General features: G+C 65.3%; 22 protein-coding genes. 8 read left to right on the top strand and 14 right to left on the bottom strand.

All coding sequences use genetic code 11. The features are described from left to right. Window positions 1–40 precede the first annotated feature (40 nt). From Plo01_RS07815 to Plo01_RS07775, 9 genes are all read right to left on the bottom strand, one after another. Window positions 41–733: a hypothetical protein gene (locus tag Plo01_RS07815; protein ID WP_203889845.1), complete on the bottom strand. Its 693-nt coding sequence runs from the start codon at window positions 731–733 to the stop codon at window positions 41–43. Between the two features lie 292 nt (window positions 734–1,025). Then, on the bottom strand, window positions 1,026–2,267 hold the full coding sequence (locus Plo01_RS07810; RefSeq protein ID WP_203889844.1) for a site-specific integrase: 1,242 nt from the start codon (window positions 2,265–2,267) through the stop codon (window positions 1,026–1,028). Further along, window positions 2,267–2,452, bottom strand: a complete 186-nt coding sequence (locus tag Plo01_RS07805) for a helix-turn-helix domain-containing protein (RefSeq protein WP_203889843.1) — start codon at window positions 2,450–2,452, stop codon at window positions 2,267–2,269. The genes Plo01_RS07810 and Plo01_RS07805 overlap by 1 nt, the downstream gene beginning before the upstream one ends. Further along, complete coding sequence (locus Plo01_RS07800) at window positions 2,445–3,815, bottom strand: replication initiator (protein ID WP_203889842.1); 1,371 nt, start codon at window positions 3,813–3,815, stop codon at window positions 2,445–2,447. The genes Plo01_RS07805 and Plo01_RS07800 overlap by 8 nt, the downstream gene beginning before the upstream one ends. Before the next feature lie 102 nt (window positions 3,816–3,917). Further along, on the bottom strand, window positions 3,918–4,055 hold the full coding sequence (locus tag Plo01_RS07795; RefSeq protein ID WP_203889841.1) for a hypothetical protein: 138 nt from the start codon (window positions 4,053–4,055) through the stop codon (window positions 3,918–3,920). After that, entirely contained in the window at window positions 4,052–4,228 is a 177-nt protein-coding gene (locus tag Plo01_RS07790; protein ID WP_203889840.1) for a hypothetical protein, read from the bottom strand. The genes Plo01_RS07795 and Plo01_RS07790 overlap by 4 nt, the downstream gene beginning before the upstream one ends. Before the next feature lie 17 nt (window positions 4,229–4,245). After that, entirely contained in the window at window positions 4,246–4,935 is a 690-nt protein-coding gene (locus tag Plo01_RS07785; RefSeq protein ID WP_203889839.1) for a DUF2637 domain-containing protein, read from the bottom strand. A 30-nt stretch (window positions 4,936–4,965) separates the two neighbouring features. After that, window positions 4,966–6,339 carry an FtsK/SpoIIIE domain-containing protein gene (locus tag Plo01_RS07780; RefSeq protein WP_203889838.1) on the bottom strand — a complete coding sequence of 458 codons (1,374 nt, stop codon included), beginning with the start codon at window positions 6,337–6,339 and terminating at the stop codon, window positions 4,966–4,968. Next, the gene (locus Plo01_RS07775) at window positions 6,336–6,674 is read right to left on the bottom strand and encodes an SCO3933 family regulatory protein (protein WP_203889837.1); all 339 of its coding nucleotides are present in this window, start codon (window positions 6,672–6,674) and stop codon (window positions 6,336–6,338) included. The genes Plo01_RS07780 and Plo01_RS07775 overlap by 4 nt, the downstream gene beginning before the upstream one ends. Window positions 6,675–6,842: 168 nt before the next feature. On the opposite strand from Plo01_RS07775, the gene Plo01_RS07770 reads away from it, so the two are divergent. The 3 genes from Plo01_RS07770 (at window position 6,843) to Plo01_RS07760 (ending at window position 9,114) form a co-directional block, all read left to right on the top strand. Then, window positions 6,843–7,208 (top strand): winged helix-turn-helix domain-containing protein, encoded by a 366-nt coding sequence (locus Plo01_RS07770; RefSeq protein ID WP_203889836.1) that lies wholly within the window; start codon window positions 6,843–6,845, stop codon window positions 7,206–7,208. Window positions 7,209–7,771: 563 nt separating this feature from the next. Beyond that, window positions 7,772–8,524, top strand: coding sequence for a P-loop nucleotide/nucleoside kinase family protein (locus Plo01_RS07765; protein ID WP_239316004.1), 753 nt, complete (start codon window positions 7,772–7,774; stop codon window positions 8,522–8,524). Beyond that, window positions 8,521–9,114 carry an ATP-binding protein gene (locus tag Plo01_RS07760; RefSeq protein WP_203889834.1) on the top strand — a complete coding sequence of 198 codons (594 nt, stop codon included), beginning with the start codon at window positions 8,521–8,523 and terminating at the stop codon, window positions 9,112–9,114. The genes Plo01_RS07765 and Plo01_RS07760 overlap by 4 nt, the downstream gene beginning before the upstream one ends. A gap of 153 nt (window positions 9,115–9,267) precedes the next feature. On the opposite strand, the gene Plo01_RS07755 is transcribed toward Plo01_RS07760, so the two are convergent. Both Plo01_RS07755 and Plo01_RS07750 read right to left on the bottom strand, forming a co-directional pair. After that, complete coding sequence (locus Plo01_RS07755; RefSeq protein WP_239316003.1) at window positions 9,268–9,561, bottom strand: hypothetical protein; 294 nt, start codon at window positions 9,559–9,561, stop codon at window positions 9,268–9,270. A 4-nt stretch (window positions 9,562–9,565) separates the two neighbouring features. After that, window positions 9,566–9,796 carry a hypothetical protein gene (locus tag Plo01_RS07750; protein ID WP_203889832.1) on the bottom strand — a complete coding sequence of 77 codons (231 nt, stop codon included), beginning with the start codon at window positions 9,794–9,796 and terminating at the stop codon, window positions 9,566–9,568. Window positions 9,797–9,897: 101 nt separating this feature from the next. Here Plo01_RS07750 and Plo01_RS07745 point away from each other — a divergent pair, with 101 nt between their 5' ends. The 5 genes from Plo01_RS07745 (at window position 9,898) to Plo01_RS07725 (ending at window position 17,896) form a co-directional block, all read left to right on the top strand. After that, entirely contained in the window at window positions 9,898–10,341 is a 444-nt protein-coding gene (locus tag Plo01_RS07745; RefSeq protein WP_203889831.1) for a GntR family transcriptional regulator, read from the top strand. A gap of 731 nt (window positions 10,342–11,072) precedes the next feature. Beyond that, on the top strand, window positions 11,073–15,941 hold the full coding sequence (locus Plo01_RS07740) for a DEAD/DEAH box helicase (protein ID WP_203889830.1): 4,869 nt from the start codon (window positions 11,073–11,075) through the stop codon (window positions 15,939–15,941). A 34-nt stretch (window positions 15,942–15,975) separates the two neighbouring features. Further along, window positions 15,976–16,614, top strand: coding sequence for an HAD family hydrolase (locus Plo01_RS07735; RefSeq protein WP_239316002.1), 639 nt, complete (start codon window positions 15,976–15,978; stop codon window positions 16,612–16,614). Between the two features lie 467 nt (window positions 16,615–17,081). Continuing rightward, window positions 17,082–17,408, top strand: a complete 327-nt coding sequence (locus tag Plo01_RS07730; protein ID WP_203889828.1) for a PadR family transcriptional regulator — start codon at window positions 17,082–17,084, stop codon at window positions 17,406–17,408. Further along, complete coding sequence (locus Plo01_RS07725) at window positions 17,405–17,896, top strand: hypothetical protein (protein ID WP_203889827.1); 492 nt, start codon at window positions 17,405–17,407, stop codon at window positions 17,894–17,896. The genes Plo01_RS07730 and Plo01_RS07725 overlap by 4 nt, the downstream gene beginning before the upstream one ends. A 124-nt stretch (window positions 17,897–18,020) precedes the next feature. Here Plo01_RS07725 and Plo01_RS07720 read toward each other — a convergent pair whose 3' ends face one another. From Plo01_RS07720 to Plo01_RS07710, 3 genes are all read right to left on the bottom strand, one after another. Then, entirely contained in the window at window positions 18,021–18,776 is a 756-nt protein-coding gene (locus Plo01_RS07720; protein WP_203889826.1) for a VOC family protein, read from the bottom strand. A 100-nt stretch (window positions 18,777–18,876) separates the two neighbouring features. After that, entirely contained in the window at window positions 18,877–19,515 is a 639-nt protein-coding gene (locus tag Plo01_RS07715) for a hypothetical protein (RefSeq protein WP_203889825.1), read from the bottom strand. Between the two features lie 304 nt (window positions 19,516–19,819). Beyond that, window positions 19,820–20,182, bottom strand: a complete 363-nt coding sequence (locus tag Plo01_RS07710; RefSeq protein ID WP_203889824.1) for a nuclear transport factor 2 family protein — start codon at window positions 20,180–20,182, stop codon at window positions 19,820–19,822. Window positions 20,183–20,332 lie beyond the last annotated feature (150 nt).

Genomic DNA, 20,332 nt, shown 5'->3' with positions numbered 1-20,332 from the left:
CCCGTGACCTAGCCTCCAGGCCCGGACGCCGGTGACTTGCTCAGGCGCCGCCGAGGTCATCCCGAAGGCGGCGAACCCAGTCTTCAGGGAAGACCTGTGCAAGCCGCTCTCTGCTGATCTCCAGCATCCCTTCCTTCGCCAAGGGGAGAAGCGCGCCGTCCTGGACCGCCTTGTGATTCTCCGGTGCCGGGCAGATCAGGACGGCGAGGATCCGGCACGTCCGTTGAAGCTCTTCGATCCCAGTAGTGCGGATCATGCTCTTGATGGGTTCCCACGCTGTCCGTACGGCTAAAGTCACCAGCCCTTCGAGGAGGGCGCTGCGACGCTCGGCCTTTCTGGACTGCATGATGGCTGTCGTTACGTGCTCTGGTATTTGGTCCATGGCTTTCGAGAACTTCCCGATGGCTTCGGCCAGAGCCGCGAGGAGGTCGCACCAGAAGTGATTGGTGAGGCGTCTTCTGGTCTCTCGTGGCGTACTGCCGCCGAATCTCTTGTCTAGCTCTTCGATTACAGGCCCAGAAAGGATATCCCCGACTTCCTGGATGTGTTTGATGGTGCTCGGGTTTTTAGATAGCCAGTCAACGAGGTCAATGGTGGCGCTATCGGTGGCGATCTCCTTTCTGCGCTTGGACGGCCCTCGTCTCCCTATCGGAGGTGGGGTTTTAGCCCAGTCAGAATCGTTGCGGTCTCTCGCCTCTTGGCGGGCAACGGGAGAGGGGTCGCGAGCAAGCATGAGGCCATAGGTCCAGCCATGCTGCGCCCCACCGCAGATGGAACATGCGCAGTGATGTCCCTTGGCGCGCTCGCAGCTCCCTGGGTGCGTCATTCGTCCTCCGTTACGTCCGGTACGTAAATTAACTGAACGGCTCACCCGAGACCTCATTCCTTTAAATCACAAAAAATGAATGGCAAAATTCTCTCAACCGCCAGGTGGGTGTATCTTCTCGGTTACAAGAAAGATGCTTGTACGTGCTATAAGGCCCTTTGGGGCAATCCCAAAGGGCCTTATAGGAAGGGGTGGTGAGTTAGGATTCGCTCGGATCGCCGAGGCTCCGATTAAGCCGGTCGAGCGCCTTGCGCGTCTCCGGTGATGGAATCTGCGTGTAGACGTCCATGGTCATCGAGATCTGCGAATGCCGCAGGATGCGCATCGCGACGCGAGGGTGGACATCGAGCGCAGCCAGGAGTGAGGCGCAGGTGTGCCGGGTGTCGTGGACGCGGATGACGGGCAGACCCGCCTTCCGGCAGTGAGCCTCAAAGGCCCGGTTGAAGTTGCGCGGTTCAACCGGCGTGCCGTTCCGTGTGGTGAAGACGAGATCGGAATCCTTCCACTTCTCCTCGGCCGCCTTACGGGCGTCCTCCTGCGTCCGTTGGCGGTGCTTGAGCGCGGTCACACACAGACCGGGGAGCGGAAGTGAGTTCGTGGAATCGTCGGTCTTGGTCGTCTCCCGGTGGAGGAGCCGGCCGCCGACCCGGTTGAGCTGATGGGAGATCCACAGTTGCTCCCCACCGAGGTCGACGCCGTCCCAGACAAGCCCAAGCACCTCGCCCCGCCGCAGGCCGATCACGAGGATCAGTGCATAGGCGGCATAGAGCGGATCGTCTACCGCCCGCAGATGCTCAAGGAACTTTCGCGCCTCATCGACGCCCCACACCGAGCGCTTCCGCTTCTTCTTGGTCTTGCTCGCACTGGGCAGGGTCGCCAGCGCAGCGACGTTCTTGGAGATCAGCTCTTCCCGTACGGCGTTGCCGAGCGCCGAGCGCAGGACGCGACGGATGCCCGCAATCGTGCTCCGGGACGGGTAGCTCTTGCAGCACTTCCCGAGGGCGCAGCACTTCCGCTTGCCCTCCGGCCGCCTATGATCCTTTTTCTGATCACAGCAGGTACAGAGCGTGACCAGCTTGTTCAGCCACGTCTGAACGTCGCGAACCGTCAGCTTGTCGAGCCGCTTCTTGCCCAAGCCAGGGATGATGTAGAGCCGGACGAGAGGCTCATAGGCGACGTATGTCGTCGGCTCTCGGTTGGGTTCGATCACCTCGGCGAGCCAGCGCGTCAGGTAGGCGGCGACCATAGGGTGCTTGGTCGGCACCGGTCCCTTGCTGGCCTGCTCGTGGAGCTTGAGCCACTTTTCGTGGGTCTCCTCCCGAGTCTTGCCGTAGACCCACTTGCGGGTCTTCGTGCCCTCCGGCGTGGTGACCCAGACATAGCCCGCCCAGCTGTCCTTGTAGGGGAAGACTGAGCCCTCTCCGTTTGCGCGCCTGCCCATCAGGCCACCTCCTCGTAGAGCCGGGTCACGTAGTCGCTGAGCGCGGATTCCGGAATACGGCGGCATCGTTCGCTGACCAGGACGGAGCCGAGTTCACCGGAACGGATGAGCTGGTAGAGGGTCCACCGGCTGACCTGGAGGGCGGCCATGGCTTGGGGGACGGTGAGCAGCTTGGGACTACTCATAGCCACCTCCCGAGTCCAGAAGACGGCTACCGGTCAGCGCGGCGGCGAGGATCGCGTCACCGGCTGAGTAGCCCTTGCCCGCGTACTCCCATTCGGAGATCACGAGGACGGTGTCCTCCTCGAAGAGCGGAAGCCGCCCGGTGCTGACCGCTCCGGCGCGCATGTGATCGGCCCGCGCCTCCCGCAGCGCGCCGAGCGTGGTGGAGTAGCGGCGCGACTTGGTGGAGAAGTGGCCGCGGAAGCCGAGCATGTGCGCCCACGGGATCAGCCGGAGATCGGCCATCTCCTCCAGGCCCCCGAGCCGCAGGCACTCGGCGATCAGCCGCCGGGCGTGCTCGCGCAGCGGAAGCGCGTCCAGGTCATCCAACGGGCTCACGCGCCGGTCCAGGGTGCCGACGCATTCGGCGGCCTTGGTGGCGTACTTGGCGATGTAGCCGGCCACCGCCTGATCGGTGAGCTCCCCGTCCAGGGTGATGGGCCGGATGTCGAGCTGAGTGCCCCAGCGCAGCACCCGGGCGGGTTCCTCACCGGCCGCCGGGGAGGTGACCGCCACGGCGGAGGCGGCATGCCGTACGGCGTCCGCCAGCGCCTCAGCACTCGCCCAGGCCGGAGGCGGGGAGGCCGGTCTGTCGGGGCCGTCGAGGCGGATGACGGCGTGGAAGTGGACGACGCCGCGCCGCTGGTACTCGGCGACCTTGGCGAAGGAGACCACGGCCTGTTCCCGCAGCTCTCGCAGCGTCAGACCGGCCAGCTTGGCCAGGCGTCGGCGCAGGGCCTCGGTGAAGCGCCGCCACAGCTCCGGGGCCAGGGCGTTGAACAGCACCGAGCCCGCGTAGTCGTAGCAGTCCGGACACAGCGGCTCACCGAGACACATCTCGTCGGCCCCGTGCCGAGCCGTACAGGACATGACCCGCCCGTGCGGGCAGGTGGCCGCATCGCGTCGGGGGTGGCAGGGCAGGACCGTGCCGTTCTTCTCCCGCCGGGCGTGGACGGTGCCGAAGGACGGCGCGGTCAGGGTGACGAACAGGCACGGGTGGGCGGTCACCGTCTCCGGGACGCCCTTGCCCCCGACCAGGCCCGCGCGGATGAGCTGGTAGGTGTCGGCCCGGTAGATCTCGGCGCAGGCCGGGCAGCGCGAGGCCCGGCGGGTCTTGCACGGCACCCGCAGGACGCCGTCCGGCTCGGTGCGGGTGCTGTAGCGGTGCAGCAGCGCGCCCGTGGCCGGGTCGATGTGCTCGACGTGGCCGCGCAGGTGGATGGGCTGTCGGCAGCCGCCGGTCCGGCGGATCTGAGAAGCCCAGCGGGCGTAGTGGGGATCGTTGAGCCGAGAGATTATCTCGGCTGCTGCGTGTGGGCTTGGCATGATGGGGCAGTCCCTTCCGGGCTGATGGGTTCGGCATGGGATGGCCCCCGGCGTGACGAACGTCTTGGCGGATGTGTGGTCACGCCGGGGGCGCTGAGCGCCTCAGCAGAAGCCGAGGCCCCCGCAGTGCGGGCAGGTCTCCGCGTAGCTGTCGACGCCGGTCCCGCCGCAGTGGCAGCACTGCCAGCGCTGGGGAGCCAGGTCGACGAGCGGGGCGCGGTCGTCCGGGTGCTCGGTCATGTGATCCACCCCCCTCCGTCCCTCTTGGGCGCGGTATCGAGGTACACGCGCCAGGTGTATGGCCGATGTGGCAGCGGCCGGACGGGCGAGACCGAGCCGATCGGCAGGATTCTCCGGATCTTGTTGACGGCGTGGACGACTTCGGCGCGGGTGCCGTCGATGCGGATCTTCATGGCGGTTCCCTTTCTCTTCAGGCGGGTTCGGGACTGTCGCGCAGGGCGCGCAACAGGTCGGAGGCGAGTTGGGCCGAGACCCCGAGCCGGGTGCGCAGGGCGTCCGGGGTGATCGGGCGGCCGTGCTTGGCGTGATGTTCGTCGGCGACGCGCCGGGCGAAGTCGACCAGCGCGGCGGCCGGGCCGGTCTCGGTTCTGCCGGGTACGGCCACGCCGGACGGCGGAGCCAGTTCGGCGGGCGCGGCCGGGGCAGGGTGTACGGCCTGCGCCACGGGCACGGGTGCGGAGGCCGGGGACGGTTCAGCGGGAGGAGCAGCCGAGGCACGGCGTTCCAGCATGGAGACCGCGATCAGGAACGCCCCCGCGGGTGTCGCCGCGCAGATCCACCCCCAGGCGGACGGCTCGGCCTGGGCCAGGTTCGCCGCCAGGGACAGGACGATCCCGCCGACCAGGACGAGCGTGGGCCAGGAGACCCATCCGGCCCGCCGGCGGCCGGTCTTGCGGTCGCGCTGGCGCTCCCGCGCGGCCATGACGCACGTCAGATCGACGCAGACCGCCACCGCCCACGCCATCCAGCCGCCCTGTCCGTGCTCGGTGGCGGTGTCGCGGATGTGGGTGAAACTGCCCGCCCCGGCGATCAGGGCGAGGATCACCACGGGAGCGGAGTCGGCGAGCCGTACGGCCAGGCCGGGCGCGTTCGCGGTCATCGCGGGTTCCTCCCTTCCATCGGTCAGCGATCAGGCGGCGAGTTCGGGGGTGTCGGTGCCGGGCAGCTCGTGGCCCAGGCCGGAGGCGGCGACCTGAGCCCACGAGGGGGTCACGTCGGCGTAGGCTTCGGCGGCCCGCTTGGCGGCGTCGGTGGAGACGTAGCCGGAGCGCGCCCGCGACCATCGGCCATCGGAGCCGGTGACCACGGCCACGCCGGGCAGTTCCGGCGCGATGGAGCGTGCGGCGACCAGCGCTTCGGGGTCGAGGTCGCCCAGGGTCATCACCGCGGTCTCGGGATCGTTGACCCGGTGGCAGACCCGTCCGCCGATCTGGGCGCGCAGCGCGGTCACGCCGGGGCCGAGGTCGGAGCCGATGCGCTGACCCGACAGCACCAGGTGGATGCCGAGGGCACGGCCGAGCTGGGCGATGCGCAGCAGCGCGGTAGCCGTACGGGTGACCTGGTCCTTTTCGGCCTTGTCGGCGGTCAGGAACAGCTCGGCCAGCTCGTCGACCAGGATCACCACCGGGATGGGGCGCAGGGTGTCCGGCAGTTGCCAGATGTCGCGCACCCCGTAGCGGCGACAGGCGAGCATGCGCGCGCCCATGACGGCGATCAGGTCGCTGAGCAGCTCGACGCATTCGGCGCGGGTGGTGGCCAGCGCCGACAGCCGGGCTTCGTAGGCCGACAGCTCCATGCCGCCCTTGAGGTCGAAGCCGACCAGGGCGACCGGTTGCGGGGCCAGGCCGACGAGGAGCGCGTTGATCAGGTTGGACTTGCCCGACTGGGTGGCGCCCGCGTTCATCCAGTGCGGGATGAGCCGGAAGTCCATCCGCCAGGGCGCACCGGTCTCCAGCACCCCAACGACCGGCCGGAGCAGATCGTCGGCCCGCCAGCCGCCGGGCGGCTCAACCGGAGCGACGGCGGGCGCGACGTGGGTGAGCGGGTCGGCGGTGATGCCCTGGAGGGTGACGCGGCCGGGCCGGGAGCCCACCACGCGCACCGCCTCGATCCGCCAGGCGTGCGCCAGCCGCTCGCACACCTTGACGTAGTCCTCGGGGATCTGCCCGTCCAACAGGTGGAAGGTGATGCGGAAGCCGTTGGGGGTGGGCCGGGGCAGGCCCATCCAGGGCTTGGTGTCGACCTCGACCCGCTGGAAACGGCGCTTGACGCGGACGACGCCGGTCGAGGCGACCAGGCCGGGGACGGTGGTGAACCACCAGCGCTGCCGCTTCTTGGTCAGTCCGCAGCCGGAGGCCACGTGCCGCCAGGTCCAGCGCAGCCAGAGCACTTTGCGCGGGAAGACGAACAGGTACCAGTACGAGACCGGTGCCCAGCGTCGCCAGATGATCAGCAGGAGCAGGACGGCCAGGACCTTGACCAGGGGGTGACTGACGTCGATCATCGCTCCGCCCCCGTTCTGGCCGCGGCGGCCGGGGCGAAGGACTGGGCGCGGTAGGAGATGCCCCACCGGCCGTTCTGCTCCCAGACGTAGCCGACGAGGCCGATCGGGACGACCTCCTCCCCGGCGATCACGGACGGTTCGGGCGAGGTGCTGACCTTGACGAGCTCCATGCGGTTGAACTCGTCCTCGATCAACAGGGTCAGCTCGTACATGACGTTGCCGTCCCTGTCGCGCTTGACCTCGCCGGTCTCCTTGTTGGCCAGGCGCGGCTTGGGCGGCTTGACGCAGGTGATGTTGAGCTTGGTGACGTCTACGGGGATGGGGATGGTACGCATGATCGTTTCCTTTGTTCGTCGGAACTCTTGGAACTCATAGAACACATGGAATTCTAAGCTGTCAATGAGTACCTCGACTTCTTGGTTGGTTTCTTCGCGGGGGTGTGCTGAACTGGAGGGGAAACGAGCGCAGACGAGTACGAACGAGTGCGGACGAGGCGAGTCCCGATGGTGGAGAAGAGCGGCCGACCGGCCTACTTACAGATCGTCGACGAACTGAGCGAGCAGATCCGCACCGGCTCACTCGCGCCCGGCACCGCACTGCCCTCCATCGCGCAGCTCTGCGAGCGCTTCGATGTCTCCGCCAGCGTGGTCAAGGCCGCCATCAGCGTCCTCCGGACCCAGGGCCTGGTCATCGGCCAGCAGGGCAAGGGCGTGTTCGTCAGCCAGGCCCCCGCCGCTCCCGCCGAGCCGTCGCCGTCCGGCGAGGCCGGCCAGATCCTGGAACAGCTCGCCCAGATGCGCCAGAGCATCAAGGATCTCGGGGATCGGCTTGCCGTTCTGGAGTCGGCAGTGTTTCCAGAGCGGAACTGATCTCCCCGATCCGGCACGCCAACTCGTCCAGCTCTGCCCGGATCGCAGCCAGTTCCCATGCGATTCGCTGAATGTCCGGCTTCATGGTCATCTCCTGTGCTCTTGCGGTTCGTTTCGCCTGTCGAGATGGCTCAAGTTCACCGTGAGCTGGAGGTTTCCGGTATCACGCGAATCTAGTTAAGCTTCTTCAGTCTGGCTCAACGAGCTTTTACACAAGCGTTTTCACATGCACGACCCCACCGCGCACGATCCCCGAAGCGTGAAGGCGAAGGTATGCAATGAAGACGACCCAGCGCCCCGGCTGGACCCCTTCCCGCCTGCGGGAACACCGCGAAGCCCACGGCCTGACCCTGGAGGCCGCAGGGGAACGGCTCCGCCAGGCGGCCATCCGCCACGGCCTGAGCGTCCCGGCGGCCAACTTCCAGACCCTGTGGGGCCACGAACAGGGAACGGTCTATCCGGGTCCGCACTATCGCCGCGCTTACTGTCTGCTTTACCAGGCCACTGAGCCCGAACTTGGCTTTCGTCCTCCTTTGCCCAGTGAAACGCAGAAAGCGGAAATTATGATTTCCGATTTACCCCCTCCCGCCGACCCCGCAGCCGACAACGCCGCCGCCCAGGTCATCGAGGAGGCGTTCACCAAGGTCTCCATCGGCGGCATCGAACCCGGCAACTCCCCGCAGGCCCTGCTGCGCAACCGGGTCGTCGACGCCTGGAGGCGACGCCACGGAGGAGGCAGCCCCAAGCCCATCCTCGTCCTGGTCGGCGGGTACGCCGGATCGGGCAAGACCGAGTTCTCCCGCTTCCTGTCCGACATCACCGGCTGGGCGTTCCTGGACAAGGACTCCCTCACCCGGTGCATCGTCGAACGGCTGCTCGTCTCCCTGGGAGGCGATCCCAACGACCGGCACACCGACCTGTACCTCAAAGAGGTCCGCCCGCTGGAGTACCGGTGCCTGATGGAGGCCGCGTGGGACAACCTCAACGTCGGCACCTCGACCATCCTGTCCGCGCCGTTCATCGCCGAGCTGAAGGACCCGGCGTGGTTCACCCGCCTGGAGAACCGGTGCACGGCCAAGGGCATCGACGTGGCCGCCATCTGGGTCCGCTGCGATCCGGAGTCCATGCGCGAGTACATCGAGTTCCGGGGCGCCGCGCGGGATGTGTGGAAGCTGGACAACTGGGACCGGTACGTCGACGGGCTGGCCGTCGACGTCAGCCCGCCCACCGCACACATCACGGTCGACAACCGGCTCGGCGCGGCCATCAGCCTCGCCGACCAGACCCGCGAAGCCCTCAAGCGGATTCTGTCGTGACGGTGCAAGGAATCGTCCTGTACGGCCCGCCCGCCAGCGGCAAGGACACCATCACCACCGCTCTTGCCCGGCTGGACGCGCGGTTCACGCTGCTGCCCAAGCTCAAGGTCGGCACCGGCCGTACGGACGGCTATGAGTTCGTCTCGGCCGAGCACCTCGACCGGTTGCGCCGTGCGGGCCGCCTGATCGTCGAGACCCACCGGTACGGCAACGTCTATGCCGTCGACCGCCAGACGGTCGAGGACCGGCAGGCCGCCGGCTACGTGCCCGTCGTGCACATGGGCAACGTCGGCGATCTGCGCCAGCTCGTCGGCCGCGATCCGGACGGGTGGCTGCGCGTGCTGCTGTGGGTGCCGCGCGAGATCACCGAGCAGCGATCGACCGCCCGGGGAGACGTCGACACAGCCAAGCGCCTGATCGCGTGGGATGAGACGCTCGCCGACCTGGAGGCGGGCGCTGACGCCGGGTTCTTTCACCTGCGCCTCCACACCGACCGCTTGACCCCGGAGGCGGCGGCACGCGAGATCATGACGGCCTACGATCGCCTGCGCACGGCCGGGCAACCTCACGCGGAGCAGTGCCCCCACTGAGCCGGGCCGCCACCGGATGCGGGATCAGATCGAGCCGCCACCAGGTCCCGCAACCGCGGCAGCGGGCTCCGTCCGGCAACGGGCGCTGATAGGTCCACTCGACATCGGCATGCCCGCACTCCTCCGGAGCGCCGACGGGGCCGGGGCGGTCGGTCACCGTGCCTGCCCCAGCAGGATCCGTGTCCACAGCCGCTCGGCTTCCGGAGCACGTAGCCAGGTGGTCTGGTGCTCGATCACGCCGTCCGAGCGGTAGATGCGCCGGACGAACGACAGGCCGCCGGCCTGGCACAGCTCATAGACGACGTTCTGACACTCGCAGGTGTGGTTGCGCACCCGGACCCGATCGGCCCGAGGAGCGCACTCGCGCCAGAGCAACCGTTCATATCCGGCTTGCGGGGAGGCCGGGTGGATGCCGTGGTAGTTCTCGGCGAGGTGGCCCAGGTCCACGACCTCACCTCTCATCCTCGATGAGGCCGCAAGCGATCTCGCATTGCCGCTGGAGTCCGGCCCCCAGTGCGGCGGCGTTGTCCCCGCTGACCGTCTGTGCCATCCCGGCGTTGAACTGCGCGGTACTCAAGGAGGTCCCGCGCCGGGTGGCGTACCAGCTTCCCGGGCCGTTCTCGGTGGCACCGCGCCAGATCACCCAGTCCGGGTAGCGGGCGGCCAGTTCCTGAAGCGTCATAAGCCCAGCCGATCAAGAGGAAGTCACTTCTATACGAATGTAGCTACATACGTATGCACGCGCAATCGAGGGTGCGTACAGTGCTACATAGCCTCATCGACATGGCCAATGACCGCCGTGCCGCCATCGACCCCAGCGCCGACCGCCCGGTCTACAAGCAGCTTGCCGACCTCATCCGGGCCGACATCGAGGCAGGGAAGCTCACCCCCGGGCAGCGACTTCCCGCCGAAGGCGACTACGTGGAAGAGTTCGGCATCTCCCGCGATTCGGTACGTCGCGCCATGGCCGTCCTCAGGGGAGAAGGACTGATCGTGACCGAGCTGCGCGGCTCCCGAGTCCGCGACGCAGCCGAGGCCGACGTCATCCAGGTCACCCCCGGCACCCAGGTGACCGCCCGCATGCCCACCGAACCGGAGCGCAAGCGCCTCGGCGTCGCCGAAGGCGTGCCCATCCTGGTCATCACCGAGCCGGACGGACAGACCCGCCTGCTCCCCGCCGATCAGACCATCATCGAGACGTCGGGCACGAGCGATCAGAACGGTTGAGGCCTCACGATCGCCTGAGAGTGGTTGATGTAAGGCTGCGGCTGGGGGCGATCGGCGCCGTAGGACCTCCTTCGTCGGCCCCACGGCATCGGAGTATCTCCGCGGCTCATCGAGACGGAACGACGTTGACTGACCTGATCTCCAGGAACGCAACCCGCCATCTCACAGCGAAGCACAGTCTCTACTCGCCCAAGTCGTAGAGCCGGGCCGACCCCAACCGGATGAGAACTTTCTCTACGTCTTCAAGGCGGTCCGCCTCCGGCGTCCCGCGGCGCGCCGGTCGGCCAGCGTGCCCGGCTGCGGCTCTTCGGCCGGTCCGGGCACGCGCCGCCCGCGCGCTGAGGAGCCTAGGAGATGTCACCAATAAAGGCCGTGACGATCGCTCACTTCGGTTCTCGTCATAGGCGGTCGGGGCGATCGGCTGCCGCGCCGCTTCCGTTGCTCGGGCCTGGCGGCCCTGCGCTCCGGGTCGGCTTGCCATCGAATAGCTCGGAAATCTCGCCGTAAGACATACCAGGACATAGCCCGACGAGGCGACAAGGAAGCTTAAGAGATCTTGTGGGTTCTGGGCTCAACATGATCGAAGATGCAATGGCGGGGAACTCTGGAGCCGTGGCCAGTGCCGTGTTGGACACCGTAGAGTTCCATACTCCTGTGTGATTTTCCCGGCGCGCGGGATCGGGCGCCGTTGACTTTGATGGGAACGGGGCGCAGTGGCCACAACTACGACGGTGCACGACGTCATCGAGGCGATCCGTGACAGCTCTGATGTGAACCGTGACCGTGGCACGCGCTTTGAGGAGCTGATGGTTCAGTACCTCAGTGCCGACCCACAGTGGACCGAGCAGTTCAGTCGGGTCTGGATGTGGTCCGACTGGCCAGGGACTGCCCATGACAAGCGAGACACCGGCATTGACTTAGTCGCCCAAGACCGCGAGACCGGCGGGTTCTGCGCCATCCAGTGCAAGTTCTATGAGCCTCATCACACCGTCCGCAAGGAGGACATCGACTCCTTCTTCACCGCTTCAGGCAAGGGCGGTTTCACCCGGCGCCTGATCATTTCGACAACGGACAAGTGGAGCGTCCACGCCGAAGAGGCGTTGGACGATCAGCAGATCCCGGTCACCCGTATCGGCCTGGCCGACATTGCCAACAGTCCAGTGGAATGGCGACTGCTCAAGACCCTTGAGCAGTTCGAAGCAGAGCTGACGCTGCGGGCGAAGAAGACACCGCGTAAGCACCAGCGTGAGGCCATCGACGACGTCTTCAGGGGCTTTGCCGAGCACGACCGCGGTAAGTTGATCATGGCTTGTGGTACCGGTAAGACATTCACCGCCCTGAAGATCGCAGAGCGGTTGCAGCGGGAACGCGCCCAGGTCGGAGCGGGAGAGCGGACTACCGTCCTATTCCTTGTCCCCTCCATCGCGCTGCTCTCACAGGCTCTGCGTGAGTGGTCATATGAAGCTGAGGTGACCTTGCGTGCCTTCGCGGTGTGCTCGGACACGAAGGCTGGCAAGCAGCACGCCATCGGCGACGACAAGGACATGTCTACCCATGACCTGGCCCTGCCCGCTACCACCGACCCGGACCGCCTGATTCAGCAGATGGCCAGCGTGGAGACAACGGCCGGGCTGACCGTGGTCTTCTCTACTTACCAGTCCATCGCAACGGTTGCGGCAGCGCAGAAGAAGGGCCTACCCCGCTTCGACCTGATTCTCTGTGACGAGGCCCATCGAACCACCGGTGTCACCCTGGCCGGCCACGACGAGTCGGCGTTCAAGCGGGTCCATGACGATGGCTACCTTGGTGCGGACCGCCGTCTGTATATGACAGCGACTCCGCGTGTCTACAGTGAGGAGACCAAGACGGAGGCACGGAACGCGAAGGCGGACGTGGCCTCAATGGACAGCGAAGAAGCCTATGGTCCGGAGTTCCATCGTCTGGGGTTTGGCAAGGCGGTAGAGCACGGTCTGCTCACTGACTACAAGGTGCTCATCCTCACGATCGATGAAGGTGTTGTCGCCAAGACCCTTCAGACGGGCTTGGCCGGTGGCGAGGCGGAACTGAACCTGGACGACGCGGCGAAGATCATCGGCTGCTGGAACGCGCTGGCCAAACGCACCGGCACCTTTGCCGATGGTTCCGGGTTTGCCCAGGACGAAGCGCCCATGAAGCGTGCGGTAGCCTTCGCCCGCTCCATCGCCGACTCAAAAACGATCACAGCCCGCTTCAACGCGGTCGTCGAGGCGTATGACGACGCAGACGATGAGATCCTGCGTTGCGAGGTCGACCACGTCGACGGCACCTTCAACGCCCTGGAACGTAACCGGCTGCTGGACTGGCTAAAGCAGGACCCTGGTCCCGCCCATGCTCGAATCCTCTCCAACGCCCGCTGCCTCTCCGAAGGCGTCGACGTCCCGAGCCTGGACGCCGTACTTTTCCTTCATCCCCGAAACTCCGTGGTCGACGTCGTCCAGTCTGTCGGCCGAGTGATGCGCCTGGCCCCTAGCAAAAACTACGGTTACATCATTCTGCCCGTCGCTGTCCCCGCGGGAATGTCACCGGAAAGGGCACTTGCCGACAACCAGCGCTTCAAGACGGTCTGGCAGGTTCTCCAGGCCCTACGCGCTCACGACGATCGCTTCAACGCGACCGTCAACCAGATCGACCTGAACAAGAAGAAACCCGACAACAAGATCGGTATCGGTCATGTCGGCCCTAAGGATGAAGCGATCGGGGATAAGGACGGCTCCAGCACCGACGACAGCGCCGAGAAGGCCAAGGATAAGGAAGCTCAGAGCGCCCAACATATTCAGGAAGCGCTGTTCTCCATCAGCGATTGGCGAGAAGCGATCTATGCTCGCATCGTCGACAAGGTTGGTGAGCGCCACTACTGGGAGGACTGGGCTAAGGACATCGCCCAAATCGCCGAGCGCCATGTCACCCGCATCAAGGCCGCACTGGCGATCTCTGAAAAGAGGTCCGCCTTTGAAGAGTTCGTCGGTGAGCTACGCGCGAACCTGAACCCTCAGGTCAGCGAGGCCGCCGCCGTTGACATGCTCGCGCAGCACATCGTTACCAAGCCTGTCTTTGACGCCTTGTTCAAGGATTATGACTTCGCTGCGCACAATCCGGTCTCCAGAGCCATGCAGCGGATGCTTGACATCCTCGACGACCAGGGCTTGGACGCTGAGGCAAGGACCCTGGAGGCGTTCTACCACTCAGTACGGGTCCGCGCCGAGGGCATTGATAACCATGAGGGCCGGCAGCGCGTCATCATCGAGCTGTACGACAAGTTCTTCAAGACCGCCCTGCCCAAGACTGCTAATTCGCTTGGTATCGTCTACACCCCTGTCGAGGTAGTCGACTTCATCATCCGCTCCGCAGAGCAGGCCCTCGTCAGGCACTTCGGGCGTTCCCTGTCCGATGAAGGTGTCCAGATCATCGACCCCTTCGTCGGGACCGGAACCTTTCCCGTCCGTCTTCTTCAGTCCGGGCTTATCAATTCCGAAGACATGCTGCGAAAGTACACGAAGGAACTGCACGCCAACGAGATTGTGCTCCTCGCGTACTACATCGCTGCCATCAACATCGAGGCTGCCTTCCACGATCTCGCCGGCGGCGACTACCAGCCTTTTGAGGGCATCGTCCTCACCGACACCTTCCAACTCGCCGAGGGAACCGCCAAGCTTGACGGAATGGACGTCCTGGAGGGCAACAGTGAGCGTGCGAAGAAGCAGCAGAAGCAGGGCATCACCGTCGTCATCGGCAACCCGCCGTATTCGGTGGGGCAGGACAGTCAAAACGATGACAACCAGAACCTCAAGTACGAAGTTCTGGATGAGCGCATCTCCGCTACATACGCTGCGCAGTCGACGGCAACGCTGAAGCGGAATCTGTACGACTCCTATATTCGTGCCATTCGCTGGGCCTCTGACCGGATCAAGAACGAGGGAATCGTCGCGTACGTCTCCAATGGCGGCTACATCGACGGCAACACCTATGACGGACTGCGCAAATCCCTGGTCAACGAGTTCGATGCGATCTACTGCTACAACCTGCGGGGCAACCAACGCACGGCCGGTGAGCAATCCCGCAAGGAAGGCGGCAAGATCTTCGATTCTGGCAGCCGAAACACCGTTGCCGTCCTGATTCTCGTCAAGAGCGGTAAGGACTCTAGTACTGGTGCGGGGTGCACGCTGAGCTACCGTGACATTGGCGACTACCTCAGCCGCGAGGACAAGCTCCGTATCATTGGCTCACAGAGTCTCGACACGGTGGACTGGCAGCAGATTACGCCGAACATGGACGGGGACTGGGTCAATCAACGGGACGAGCGTTTTGCGACCTTCGAAGCCATTGCGGAGAAGGACGGCACGGAGCGGGGAAGAACTGTCTTCGCCGTGCACTCGAACGGGCTCAGTTCCTCGCGCGATGCCTGGGTCTATAACTTCTCTGCGGAAGTGGTGCAGACTAATATGAAGTCGATGATCGACTTCTATAACGAGCAGGTCGTTGGCTTCGCGAAATATTGCCAGGTTAACGGTGTAACGAGTCCCACAGCCAAGGACGCTGAACAGTGGATCGACAAGGACTCGCGAAAGATTAGCTGGTCGTCCACTCTCATCCCTAAGGTTGCGCGTGGTAAGAGAGTTGGTTTCGACTCTGATCACGTGGTCACTGCGGTCTATCGGCCATTTAATCGTCAGGCACTCTATTTCGATCGGGATCTGAATGAGCGGCCAGGCAAAATGCTTCAGATTTTCCCGACACCGGAGCATGAAAATTTCGGCTTCTATATCACCGGCACAGGTGCCGACGAACCATTCTCCGTCCTGATGACCGATGCCATCCCCGACCTGCATGCGGTCGGTACCAAGAGCGTCGGCCCTCTTTTTGCCCGCTACACCTACCGTGAGCTCGGCAAGGGCGACGATCTCTTCGCTGCCTTTGAGGAAGAGGGCGGACATGAGAAGGTCGATAACATTACCGATGCTGCTCTTGCGGCCTACCGCAAGACCTACGCCGACTCCGGGATCACCAAGGATGACATCTTCTATTACACGTACGGCCTGCTCCACTCGCCCGAGTATCGCGACCGCTTCGCCTCCAATCTCAAAAAGTCCCTCCCTCGCATTCCCAAGGCACGTAACTTCCGCGGCTACGCCGATGCTGGTCGGAAGCTCGCCGACCTACACCTCCACTACGAACGGGTCGAGCCGTACAGGGGAATCAAGGAGGATGTCGCCGGAAACGCAGTCAGTACTTCTCCGCGAGAACTGTACCGCGTCGCGAAGATGAAGATTCCCAAGGTGAAGGGAAAGCCGGACCGCACGACGATCATCTACAACAACTGGGTCACCCTCACTAACATCCCGGAGGAGGCGTACCGTTATCAGCTCGGCGCGCGCTCCGCGATCGAATGGATCATCGACCGTTATCAAGTGAAGGTCGACAAGGCATCCGGCATCACCAACGACCCCAACGACTGGTCTGACGATCCGCGCTACATCATCAACCTTCTCAAACGGATCGTGACGGTCAGCTTGGAGACGATGAAGATCGTTGACCAGCTTCCGCCACTGGACATCGTGGAATAGGCGCTCACTCGTAGGGCGACGTATGCAACGGCTTGTGCTCTTCGACTTGGACAACACGCTCGTGAACCTGGACGAGGCGTTCCGGGAGTGGGTCGCGGAGTTTGTCGAGGAGCACGGCCTCGGTTCCGAGGCGGTTGACTGGCTGTTCGCTCTCGACCGGGAGGGCTATCCGCATCGTGAGGTCTTCTTCGGGGTGGTTCGCGAGCACTTCACCCTGTCCGAGTCGGCCGAAGAACTGTGGGGTCGTTATCGACGGCGTATGCCGTACCTGGTGCGCTGTCGGCCCGAGGTGATGGACGGGTTGTTACGGCTCCGCGCGGCAGGGTGGAAGGTGGGCATTGTCACCAACGGGACGGCGGACAACCAGCTCGGGAAGATCCAGCGGACGGGGCTGGCCGAGGCTGTCGACGCCTACGCGCTCTCGGGACTCGAAGGCATCCGTAAGCCGGATGTCGGGCTGTTCGAGATCGCCGCCCGGCGGTGTGGCATGAGTCTGGGCGCCGGGGGATGGATGGTCGGTGACCACCTGGTCGCCGACATCGGCGGAGGACGGGCCGCCGGCCTTCGTACGGTCTGGATCGACCGGGGGACGTGGCCGGGGCAGGAGCACGAAGCGGACCACGTTGTCACGGACGTGCTCCAGGCGATGGAGATCCTGCACGGCGAGCGCTGACCGAGGGATTGTGTCGCAGTTCACCGGGAGTGCTGTACAGCAGCGCCGTACAGCAACACCGCCTTACACGATCACACGACACCATCCCCTATCTACTGCTTCACCAGGGCGGGACGCCGCTGACTAGGTGTCTGCCCTTCCCTACGGATCAGAAGGTTAGGGGTTCGAGTCCTCTCGGCCGCGCCACACCAAGAAGGCCCTTGAACAGGCATTACGCCATCAAGGGCCTTTCTGCTTTCTCGATCGTTTCGACTTCTCTGTCAACACCCTCGCTAACAGGGTGGCTCCCATGGTTGTTGGGCTTCCATCCATGAAGCGACAGTGACTCTGGCGTCAGAGGTCTACCGGGGCACAGGCGCCGTTAGGTCTTGTGCCGCCCGGTGAGCCGGTACCCAAGGTGTGGTCTCCGTTCTGCGGGTCTGGATTTCGATCTTGTCGTATATGTCGCAAGACGATATATATCAGGTATGGCACTACGTGAGCAGAGTTACCTCGCGCTCCTGGCGCTCTCCGATGGTCCCCTGCACGGCTATGGTGTGATCAAAGCCGTCCAGGAACTATCGGAGGGCCGCATCCGGCTGGGCGCGGGCACCTTGTACGGCGCGCTGGACCGCCTGACCACAGAAGGTATGGTCACCGTGGTCAAGGAAGAAGTCGTCGACGGCCGCCACCGCCGCTACTACGGCCTGACCGGACAAGGCCGGGAAGTCCTGGCCGAGGAGACCGTCCGGCTGACCCGCCTGGCCGCCACCGCCCAGCGCCGCCTGCGCCTGCAGCCCGGCATGGGGGCATGATGGACGTCTACGAGCGGCGCTGCCGCCGGCTGATGCGCGCTTACCCGCCACGCTTTCGCGAGCACCGGGGCGAGGAACTGCTGGGCACCCTGCTCGACATCGCCGTCCCCGGACAACTGCGGCCCAGCCTGCGCGACAGCCTCGACATCGTCCGCGGCGGACTGCGGGCCCGGCTCCGGGGCCGTCCTCCCGTCGTTCAGTGGCTCTTGTACCGGCTGTTCGGCAGGCTCGTATCCGATCGGTACCGGATGTGGGTTCGCGACGACCTCCGCGGCAGACTGTACATCGTCTACGCTCTCATTCCCCGCGTCATGTTGATCGCTTTAATGCTCAAGGCCGTCGATGACCTCGCCCTCATCCCTTCAGGCGTGGAACTGTTGTCGCGGTGGATATTCCCTCTGTCTTATTCGCTCGGTATATGGAGCATCATGGCGACCAGGCGCAAGGCATGCGGTCGGTATGATCTTGAAGATGTCGACGCGTCATGAGCTGAGGTGGTCGCGTGCGACTGTTCGCCTGATCAACCTGGGACAGTGCTCCGATCATCGTCGGCAGGCGCACCTGCGACGGCTTCTCGCGCTCCTGTGCCGTAGGTGAAGAGGCGGTTCTGCGTCAGCCCTTGCCGAGGACGCAGAACTCGTTGCCCTCCGGGTCGGCGAGGACCGTCCACGGCACATCGCCCTGCCCGAGGTCGACGTCGGTGGCGCCCAGAGTCCGCAGCCGGGCCACCTCCGTCTCCTTGTCGTCAATGGGGTACGGCAGCAGGTCGAAGTGAACGCGGCTCCGCATGGTCTTCGTGTCGGGCGTGCGGCGGAACTCGAGATACGGTCCGACACCTTCGGCGGAGCGCAGCGTCGCGTGGTCGTCGTCCACCTCGTGCAGGGTCCAGTCCATCGCCTCGTCCCAGAACCGGGCCATGGCCCGCGGGTCGGCGCAGTCGACCACCACTGCGGCGATCGGTCCGGTGTCCCGGTAGATCTCCCGGGGCTCCAGCACGCGGAACTCGTTGCCCTCCGGATCGGCCAGGACCGTCCACGGCACATCGTCCTGGTTCGCGTCGGCGTCCTGGCTCGCGTCGGCGGGCGTCGCGCCGAGATCCTTCAGGCGTGCGACCAACTCCGTCTGGTGGGCCGCGGAGGTGGTGGCGAGTTCGAGGTGCACGCGGTAGTTCACCGTTTCGGGATCCGGGACGGTGACGATATCGATGTAGAAACCGGCGGGGTCCGGCCAGACGAAGCCCTCGGGCTCGAGGTTGGTCACACCGGGTCCTTCGCTGGACACGCCCCAGCTGAGTGCCTCCGCCCAGAACCGGCCGAGCGCCGCGTCATCCCGAGCCTTGAAATTCACCTGAACGAGTCGCAGTGCCATGCCGCCGATCATAGGCCCGGGTGGATGAGGAACCGTGTCCCCATTCGCCCGCTACGGGCAGGTTCGTTACCTGGCTGAGCGGGAGATCGCCGTGCCGGCCTCAGCCGGTCCACAGCTCGGGATCCGGCCACTTGCTCCTGCGGTCGGCGTCGGTCAGCGGCCGGTAGTGCGTGACGGCGATCAGGGCGCCCGAGGTGTCGAAGCCCCGGAACTCGGCGCTGTCGTCGACGTGGCGGATCGCGTGGGGCACGGTGACCAGGCCGCCGGCTGGAACGGGGACGTCGACGACCTCTCCGGCGTAGCGCACCTGCACGGTGGCCACCCGTCGCGTGGCCATCACCGTCAGGTCGGTCACCCATTCGGTGTCGGGCTTGTCGAGCCGGGCCGACAGGTCCACCAGGTGGTTGCCGCGCCAGTCGGGCAGCGGCTCCTCGGGCCGGTGCAGCACCCATTCCGGCATGCCACCCCCTCCCGAGGTGGGTGGCGGGTACTGCCACTGTCCTGCTGGGGAGCGCACTACCAGGTAGGTGTCGTCGTAGAGTTCGCTGTCTTCGTGATCGCGGAACAGGACGACGATCGATCCGTAGCGACCCCACCGGCCTGCCGCGGCGATCGCGGCCGAGCCGGGCGGGAGAGTCGCCGGAAGGGGCGGTGGGCCGTGGTCGAGGGCGGCGGACACTTCCTCTTCATCGATGAACCGGTAGGACTCGTCAGAGATCTCCTGTTCTTCGTCTTCCATGTGTCTCAGCGTAACGACGCCCAGGTCACGCGGTCAGGCAGGCTGCGTCTCCCCGCCGTCGCCGCCGCGCGGCGGCAGCCGTACGGCACCATCGCCGAGGGACTGTCGGGATGTCTGCTTGAGCCGTCACGGAACGGGCGCTGCGGGAGCTTTCGTACGGCGGGCGGGCGCTGCTGGTGTGCTGGGATCTGAACGGGCCGCGTGATCTCGGATACGCGGTCAACGGTGAGCACGTCACGGGGCTCGGCGTCACCGTTCCCGGGAAGCGCTGGGGACGTGATCCCCGGATGTCGATGCCGGAGTCCTAGACCGCGTAGACGGGTGCGAGGTCGACGAATATGCGGTAGTCCGAGATCAGGCCGTCGTCGCGGGTGCGCCAGATGGATACGGCTACGGCGCTGACATCCTTGCCGTCGAGCCGCTGATAGGTCACCTCGGTCTCGGCGATGATGTCGGCGTCCACCTGCCAGTTCCTGACGACCCGGTGCCGCAGGCCGCCGATGGTGGAGAAGAACGCCCGCAACCCGGCGGCGATGGCCTCGCGTCCCACCTGCGGTTCGGCATTGCCGAACCGCAGCGTGGCATCCTCGGCCAGCAGGCGGGTGAACTCGTCGGGGTCGAACGAATCGACTGACTGGAAAACGCGTCGCACCATCTCGTCGGTCATGCCGCCCCCTTCTCGCGCGGCCGGGATCACTGGTGGGGACGATACGGGGCGGAGGACGGCGTACAACTATCGCAAGGGTGGGGATCCCGTCGCCGTAGGACTCGTCGAAGCCCTCCGGCTCCGGGCTCGCCCCTCGCGAGGATCCTCGCG

Origin of the sequence: Planobispora longispora, from assembly GCF_016863135.1 — a bacterium.
GTDB classification, from domain to species: domain Bacteria; phylum Actinomycetota; class Actinomycetes; order Streptosporangiales; family Streptosporangiaceae; genus Planobispora; species Planobispora longispora.
Note: the sequence above shows the minus strand (reverse complement) of the source record. Positions and strands in the feature narration are given on the sequence as shown.

What these genes read in the sequence shown, in the direction of transcription:
- Plo01_RS07790 (WP_203889840.1), bottom strand. Translation starts at nt 4,228, where the DNA reads ATGAAGATCCGCATCGACGGCACCCGCGCCGAAGTCGTCCACGCCGTC.
- Plo01_RS07710 (WP_203889824.1), bottom strand. Translation starts at nt 20,182, where the DNA reads ATGACCGACGAGATGGTGCGACGCGTTTTCCAGTCAGTCGATTCGTTC.
- Plo01_RS07720 (WP_203889826.1), bottom strand. Translation starts at nt 18,776, where the DNA reads ATGGCACTGCGACTCGTTCAGGTGAATTTCAAGGCTCGGGATGACGCG.
- Plo01_RS07730 (WP_203889828.1), top strand. Translation starts at nt 17,082, where the DNA reads ATGGCACTACGTGAGCAGAGTTACCTCGCGCTCCTGGCGCTCTCCGAT.
- Plo01_RS07785 (WP_203889839.1), bottom strand. Translation starts at nt 4,935, where the DNA reads ATGACCGCGAACGCGCCCGGCCTGGCCGTACGGCTCGCCGACTCCGCT.
- Plo01_RS07780 (WP_203889838.1), bottom strand. Translation starts at nt 6,339, where the DNA reads ATGATCGACGTCAGTCACCCCCTGGTCAAGGTCCTGGCCGTCCTGCTC.
- Plo01_RS07815 (WP_203889845.1), bottom strand. Translation starts at nt 733, where the DNA reads ATGCTTGCTCGCGACCCCTCTCCCGTTGCCCGCCAAGAGGCGAGAGAC.
- Plo01_RS07770 (WP_203889836.1), top strand. Translation starts at nt 6,843, where the DNA reads ATGGTGGAGAAGAGCGGCCGACCGGCCTACTTACAGATCGTCGACGAA.
- Plo01_RS07725 (WP_203889827.1), top strand. Translation starts at nt 17,405, where the DNA reads ATGATGGACGTCTACGAGCGGCGCTGCCGCCGGCTGATGCGCGCTTAC.
- Plo01_RS07810 (WP_203889844.1), bottom strand. Translation starts at nt 2,267, where the DNA reads ATGGGCAGGCGCGCAAACGGAGAGGGCTCAGTCTTCCCCTACAAGGAC.
- Plo01_RS07795 (WP_203889841.1), bottom strand. Translation starts at nt 4,055, where the DNA reads ATGACCGAGCACCCGGACGACCGCGCCCCGCTCGTCGACCTGGCTCCC.
- Plo01_RS07805 (WP_203889843.1), bottom strand. Translation starts at nt 2,452, where the DNA reads ATGAGTAGTCCCAAGCTGCTCACCGTCCCCCAAGCCATGGCCGCCCTC.
- Plo01_RS07765 (WP_239316004.1), top strand. Translation starts at nt 7,772, where the DNA reads ATGATTTCCGATTTACCCCCTCCCGCCGACCCCGCAGCCGACAACGCC.
- Plo01_RS07745 (WP_203889831.1), top strand. Translation starts at nt 9,898, where the DNA reads ATGGCCAATGACCGCCGTGCCGCCATCGACCCCAGCGCCGACCGCCCG.
- Plo01_RS07750 (WP_203889832.1), bottom strand. Translation starts at nt 9,796, where the DNA reads ATGACGCTTCAGGAACTGGCCGCCCGCTACCCGGACTGGGTGATCTGG.
- Plo01_RS07800 (WP_203889842.1), bottom strand. Translation starts at nt 3,815, where the DNA reads ATGCCAAGCCCACACGCAGCAGCCGAGATAATCTCTCGGCTCAACGAT.
- Plo01_RS07715 (WP_203889825.1), bottom strand. Translation starts at nt 19,515, where the DNA reads ATGGAAGACGAAGAACAGGAGATCTCTGACGAGTCCTACCGGTTCATC.
- Plo01_RS07775 (WP_203889837.1), bottom strand. Translation starts at nt 6,674, where the DNA reads ATGCGTACCATCCCCATCCCCGTAGACGTCACCAAGCTCAACATCACC.